The sequence below is a fragment of the Enterobacter sichuanensis genome, from assembly GCF_002939185.1.
GTDB classification, from domain to species: domain Bacteria; phylum Pseudomonadota; class Gammaproteobacteria; order Enterobacterales; family Enterobacteriaceae; genus Enterobacter; species Enterobacter sichuanensis.
Genome location: NZ_POVL01000100.1, coordinates 1 through 5,560 on the forward strand (window position 1 = coordinate 1; position 5,560 = coordinate 5,560).

Consider the following 5,560-nt stretch of genomic DNA (forward strand, 5'->3'; position numbering starts at 1 on the left):
AAACTTGGTTCTTTAAGCTCAATGCTTGCGCAATTTAGAGATGATGGTTACAAAATAGCAGCTGAAATAAAACATGCTGGTATTTATACAGCTTCAGCTGCTTCGCAAATGCTTTCACGGGATTTTAAGTAATTTCATAATAGTCCTTACGGTAGTTGTATATCTCGAAGCCGCCAGCGCTCAGCGAAATATCGCGGGTCCATTGGGAGTTAGTGGAGAGCTGCGCGGCTTTCGCCAGCTCGTTGAGCCAAGACCGGCTTTGTTGAATAAATTGTATTAGCTCAGACCACGCATCATCAGGTTACAGTGGTCGTCCTGTAAGTCTCCCTGCAAAATGAACCATTCACGTTTAGAGAGTCACTGATACTCCAACTTTTGCTTCTAGTACAGAGCGAAAAGTCCAATTTGCTGTCAACAAGAAGTGGTAGCTCGCAATTGATATTACCAGCTTGGGTATATCGCTAAAATTGGTCTATGTTATCAGCAGGAAACAACGTGTAAGCGCACCTGTTTTAGTTCCACGCACTTTTTGAGAGTTCCGGTTGTTTGATCTCTTCCCAATATCGATGCCTGGCTAAATCAGTGATTCCGGCCTTTTTGCAGGCTTCGGATAAATTCCTCTGGCGTCTGATCATTTAACGATGAATGGGGTCGTTGCTGGTTATATTCCTGCCGCCTGCACTCTGTAATTTCTCGTGCTTTATTCAGCGTTCTGAATAAATAAAAATCCAGTATTTCTGTCCGTTACGTCCGGTTAAAACGTTCAATAAAGGCATTCTGAGTTGGTTTCCCGGGATTGATAAATTCAATCGTATTTTAAATTGCAAAGCGAAGACATAGATCTTCGCTTTGTAGTATTCTATTTTTTTCTTTTGGAATTTTCAGTTGTTATTCCAAAGGATATTTTAGAATAAATATCAAAAAATTCAGGCGGCAATTTTATAGCTTGCTGCAGATATTCAGAAGCAAGTAAAATGAATTTCGTTGCATATGGATTTTCATTTGCAATATCTAATTGTAATTTGGTCTGCTCAGAATTAGTTAGCATACATAGAGATAACTCTCGAGCTAATAAAGCAGCAGCCATAGCTTGCTGTGGGGCTTGCATTATTTCTCTAATCAAATGTTCAAATTTATTTGTTTCTGGAAAAATGCTTAATGCATCACCTTCATTTTGACCTGTTGCTAAGCTGCGGATCTTAATCGCCGCGTTAAGGTTCTCATAACCACCATATAGATATGCTAATACAAGAGAAGAAAAATCATCTTTCTCAGTTGGCGAAATTAATACGAGTAGTAATTTATTCGCTATGTTTGAAATTGTCATCAAAAATAATGAAAGTGCATCACCAAATATACATAAATGCTCATTCTTAGATGGATCTAACTCTGATCTTATTCTTCTCAGTTTAGCAACAACCTTCCTACACTGCTCTCCAGGTTCATTGATCATCCAAAAAGATGAATTTGAAAATGAAAGATATTCTGACATGTTAGGATATTTTTTGTTAAGTTCAGACAATTTTTCCCATGCTGTAATATCTGCCGCTACTGAATATTCTGTATTTATCGATGTGCTTCCACCAGTCCCGATAGATAAACTTTCGAATTCATTTTCTTTAAGTAATGAAATATTTAGATCTGCTGCTGTTAACCTGTGATCTTTTCCAATATTCATTTTCGAATTCATCAGGATAAAACCGTGCGATGAGTGTGTTTTTTCCATTACTCCTTTTAACCAAAAAACACGCCCTATCGGTGATTCTCTGTTTCCACTTTTACAATCGAAAATAAATTTAACCTGTTCGCCGACAGGAGATAAGGCAACAGCAAGGACATCTAAATCAGTAAGCAGTAAATTTTGCTTTTCAAGCCGCTTGCTCGACTCTATATTTACTTCGAGTTGTGGCAACCAGCGTTTAGATATACAAAATTTCAAAGCTAATGCTTTTTGGGCTCTATCTTTTAACATTAAATTTTCTCCAAAAGCAACTGAGTTAGTTCATTCTCTGTTTCTTCCGAAAGCGATATATTTTCCTTTTCACGCATTAATTTGGAACTTACCAAAGATTCTACATAGTCACGAGTACCTGCCATCGCTTTCATTACATCATTATCAACTACTAATTCGGGTATCTTATCACCTTGGACTAACTGATATGCAATTTTTAAGGACTCTCTATTTTCTGGCGTATCAATAATCTCGAGTTGATTATAGCCATTATGAAGTTTGACTAGTTTTGCTATGCGCAAGTGTTGAAGATTTTGATATTGCTCAGCATAATCACTTGTGGGTGAAAGCTTAAGCTCAGTTTTCAATTTATACAACACAGCCCCAGGGCTTCTAATTCTGTATTTATTTGGCAACAATTCCCCTTGCCGTATAGCAGAAACTATCGCTAAAGCTCGTTCATATTGCTCTCTTTTGAATGGACTTATATTTACAAAATTTGGTGTTGGAGTAAATATGAAAGAATTATCTCCAGAATAAGAAGTGATAATAGAAGGAGGTTTTACCATACCGTCTTGTGCAAGTCTTTTTATCAAACTAGTCTCATCATCAGAAAGAGAGTGGCCAGCAATTTCTTTCCTTTTTAAGATTAGTGATAAAGGCCAACCTTGGGCTTTCTCTAAAAGATGGAGCGTTTTTTGAACTGTTTTGGCCCCAGCTTTTGCTACATGATCGGCAAAAATATCTGCATTTTCGGAAAAATACGTAGGATTTAGAAGTATTTTTTTAGATCGGCATCTTCTAGAGTAAATATAATTTCCTCTTTCTCCGATCTCAATGCTTTGATCAAAGTCTTTTCTATCAGCACCTAATTTATCGGCTAAAGAATCGATATTAAAAGGTGAGCCTGCCAATGAATCTACGATTATAAGGGACAACTTTTCGAACTCATCAGGGTTAGACTGATTTTCATAATATTCACCGATTCCATCATAAAGGTCTTCAAAATAAGGAACACTTGGTAGTACGGCTTTAATACTTTTCCCTTCAGAGTGAATTTTAACAAATCCAATTTCAGCCAAAAGAAATACGATCCTATCAACAGCTAACCGAGGTATTCCAATTAGAGAGGTAGCGACCATTTTTAGAAGCTGGTATTCAATAATGGGCAGGCCCCTTATGTGTAGTGCTAATTGAACAGCCATTCCGATTTCGGGTATTTTTTCAAACTTGATAACTTCTTTATCTCGAATAGCCAGTTGGATTTCATGACATCTTGCAACTGCAGTTTTTCTATCCATGTCACCCTCGAAAATTTTTTGGTCTACAATTATGCTAAATACAGAATTTTAAGTGTTACTAAATATACAGATTGAGTAAAGCTCCTAATGCAGGAGCATTTCAAGTTTTTTTTCAAAATTTTTCATTTAGTTATTTGTGTTTATTGGACATTCAGCCATCTACATGGCTGAATGCGTTTTTCATGAAACATGTCTTACGTTAGTTACAAAAAGACATTTAATATAATCTGCATACCACTGCATCATCTCCTTTCTTCCTTCCAGATACAACGCATGGTTATACGTTCCACGTATCGCGTTCTTATCGACATGCGCAAGTTGGGTTTCAATCCATGCCGTATTGAACCCTTCCTCGTGCAAAATCGTACTCATCGTGTGGCGGAAACCATGCCCCGTTACCTTCCCCGTGTATCCAATCCGCTTAAACACCTGATTAATACTCGCTTCGCTCATTGTTTTGCGGGGATCATTCCTCCCTGGAAACACCAGAGGATATTGCCCAGACATCACTTTGAGCTGCTGTAAGATCTCTAGTGCTTGGGTAGAGAGGGGGACAAGGTGAGGCCGTTTCATCTTCATTCGCGCTGCAGGAATTTCCCACACTGCTTTCTCAAGATCAAACTCACTCCAGAGAGCACCTCGAAGCTCGCCGGTACGAACTCCCGTAAGGATCAGCAAACGTGCGGCAAGAACAACTAACGGGCTGCCTGTGTAACCAGAGAGAGCTTTAAAGAAGTCTGGTAACTCCTCAACGGTAAGGAAGGGATAATGCTTCGATTCATGCCCAGACATCGCACTGGTTAGATCCGCTGCAGGGTTATATTCCGCACGACCGGTAACGATGGCGTAGCGAAAGACTTCGCTGCAGCGCTGGCGAACCTTCTTAGCCTTCTCTGTCGCACCACGGCTTTCCATTCGACGCAGCACATTCAGTAGAACTAGCGGTTTGATTTCATTCACAGGCTGCTGGCCGATATAGGGGAAAATATCTTTATTGAAAGCTTCCATAATGTCGGAGGCATAACCTTCTGACCATCGGCTCACCTTCGTTCCGTGCCATTCAAGAGCCACAGCCTGAAACGTGTTGTTGAGCTGCACATCGCGAACCAGCTTTTCCTCTTTCTTGGCGAAAGACGGATCGATGCCCTCGGCCAGCTTTTTCTTGGCTTCATCACGTAATGCCCTCGCTTGTGCAAGGGACACTGTCGGATAGACACCGAAAGCCATACGCTTCTCTTTTCCATTGAAGCGATATTTCATCCGCCAGTATCGGGAACCAGAGGGAACGACTTCAAGATACAAGCCAGCACCATCTGCCAGCTTATAGGCTTTCTCTCTGGGTTTAGCTGCATCTACCTGTCGCGCATTTAGCTTCATTGGGGGCATCTCCCTGGACCGAACACAGAATGCCCCCACTTATGCCCCCAACTGTAACTTGATTCCGGTTGAGTCCAGTTGATAGCAGGAGATAAAATACGGGCTAGAAACCGCAGTATACGGGCTTTAAGTTGATTTCGGTAGACCTGGGAAGAGTTTGAAATGGTGCCGATAATAGGAGTCGAACCTACGACCTTCGCATTACGAATTATAAGAACCTCATTTTAACACAGTAACTTACCGCATCATCCCTGCGCTCACACGTCCCATGATGCTAAAAGATGGAAAGAGACAGAAACCCATAAAAAATGGTAGCTGTCCCATATCCGTCCCATCACATCACCGGGGAGTAATCTTCCCTTACTCGGTTGATGAAGAACGTCGCCACTCCAAGCACCTCCACATCTGCAAGCGCAGCCCCTTCTATTGCCTCGCCATCATCAGTGATAAGCGCCTTGCCAATCAGCCTGGCAAACTGCGTGCGCCCATCGCTCAGAATCAGAAGTACATCCCCTTCGCAGGTTCTCACGCACGGCTCGATAACCGCAAAGCCAATATCTGTCTCAAGCACTCTGCTATCCGCTCCAATGTTACACAGCACAACAGGTGAGAGCTGTTGCTCAACGTAATCTGACGCCGGGGATGGAAAGCCCATTAGAAAACCCTCCCCATGTTACGTAGGATCCAATAACGGTTGTCGCTTCCATCGGTCGTCTTGTCAGCAAAATCTGGCTGGTATCTCTCAATCCATGCGTTCGCGTCTGTCTGGCTGAAATGCCAGTTCCTCTCCTGCAGTTCAGCGATGAATCTGTCTGTATGCAGGCAGAGATAGCCCTTCGGGTTTTGCTGTATGGCCGCAATAAAAGCAGCACGAATATCCGGTTGACGAGGCATGAACGCACCCTCACTCGCTTATTGACTGTATGTATAT

Annotated in this window: 5 protein-coding genes and 1 pseudogene; all 6 read right to left on the minus strand. The window is 41.6% G+C overall.

Annotated elements, in window-relative coordinates; translation table 11 throughout:
- Nucleotides 1-579 precede the first annotated feature (579 nt).
- A pseudogene (locus C5687_RS23360) lies at nucleotides 580-810 on the minus strand (integrase core domain-containing protein); the annotation flags it as partial.
- Between the two features lie 49 nt (nucleotides 811-859).
- Nucleotides 860-1,972 (minus strand): hypothetical protein, encoded by a 1,113-nt coding sequence (locus C5687_RS23365; protein ID WP_032278739.1) that lies wholly within the window; start codon nucleotides 1,970-1,972, stop codon nucleotides 860-862.
- Nucleotides 1,972-3,252, minus strand: coding sequence for a hypothetical protein (locus tag C5687_RS23370; protein WP_032278740.1), 1,281 nt, complete (start codon nucleotides 3,250-3,252; stop codon nucleotides 1,972-1,974). Before C5687_RS23370 ends, C5687_RS23365 begins: the two co-directional genes overlap by 1 nt.
- A 180-nt stretch (nucleotides 3,253-3,432) precedes the next feature.
- The gene (locus tag C5687_RS23375; protein ID WP_104558134.1) at nucleotides 3,433-4,629 is read right to left on the minus strand and encodes a tyrosine-type recombinase/integrase; all 1,197 of its coding nucleotides are present in this window, start codon (nucleotides 4,627-4,629) and stop codon (nucleotides 3,433-3,435) included.
- A 334-nt stretch (nucleotides 4,630-4,963) separates the two neighbouring features.
- Nucleotides 4,964-5,284, minus strand: coding sequence for a hypothetical protein (locus C5687_RS23380; RefSeq protein ID WP_104558135.1), 321 nt, complete (start codon nucleotides 5,282-5,284; stop codon nucleotides 4,964-4,966).
- Nucleotides 5,284-5,523: a hypothetical protein gene (locus C5687_RS23385; protein WP_104558136.1), complete on the minus strand. Its 240-nt coding sequence runs from the start codon at nucleotides 5,521-5,523 to the stop codon at nucleotides 5,284-5,286. The genes C5687_RS23380 and C5687_RS23385 overlap by 1 nt, the downstream gene beginning before the upstream one ends.
- Nucleotides 5,524-5,560: the final 37 nt, after the last annotated feature.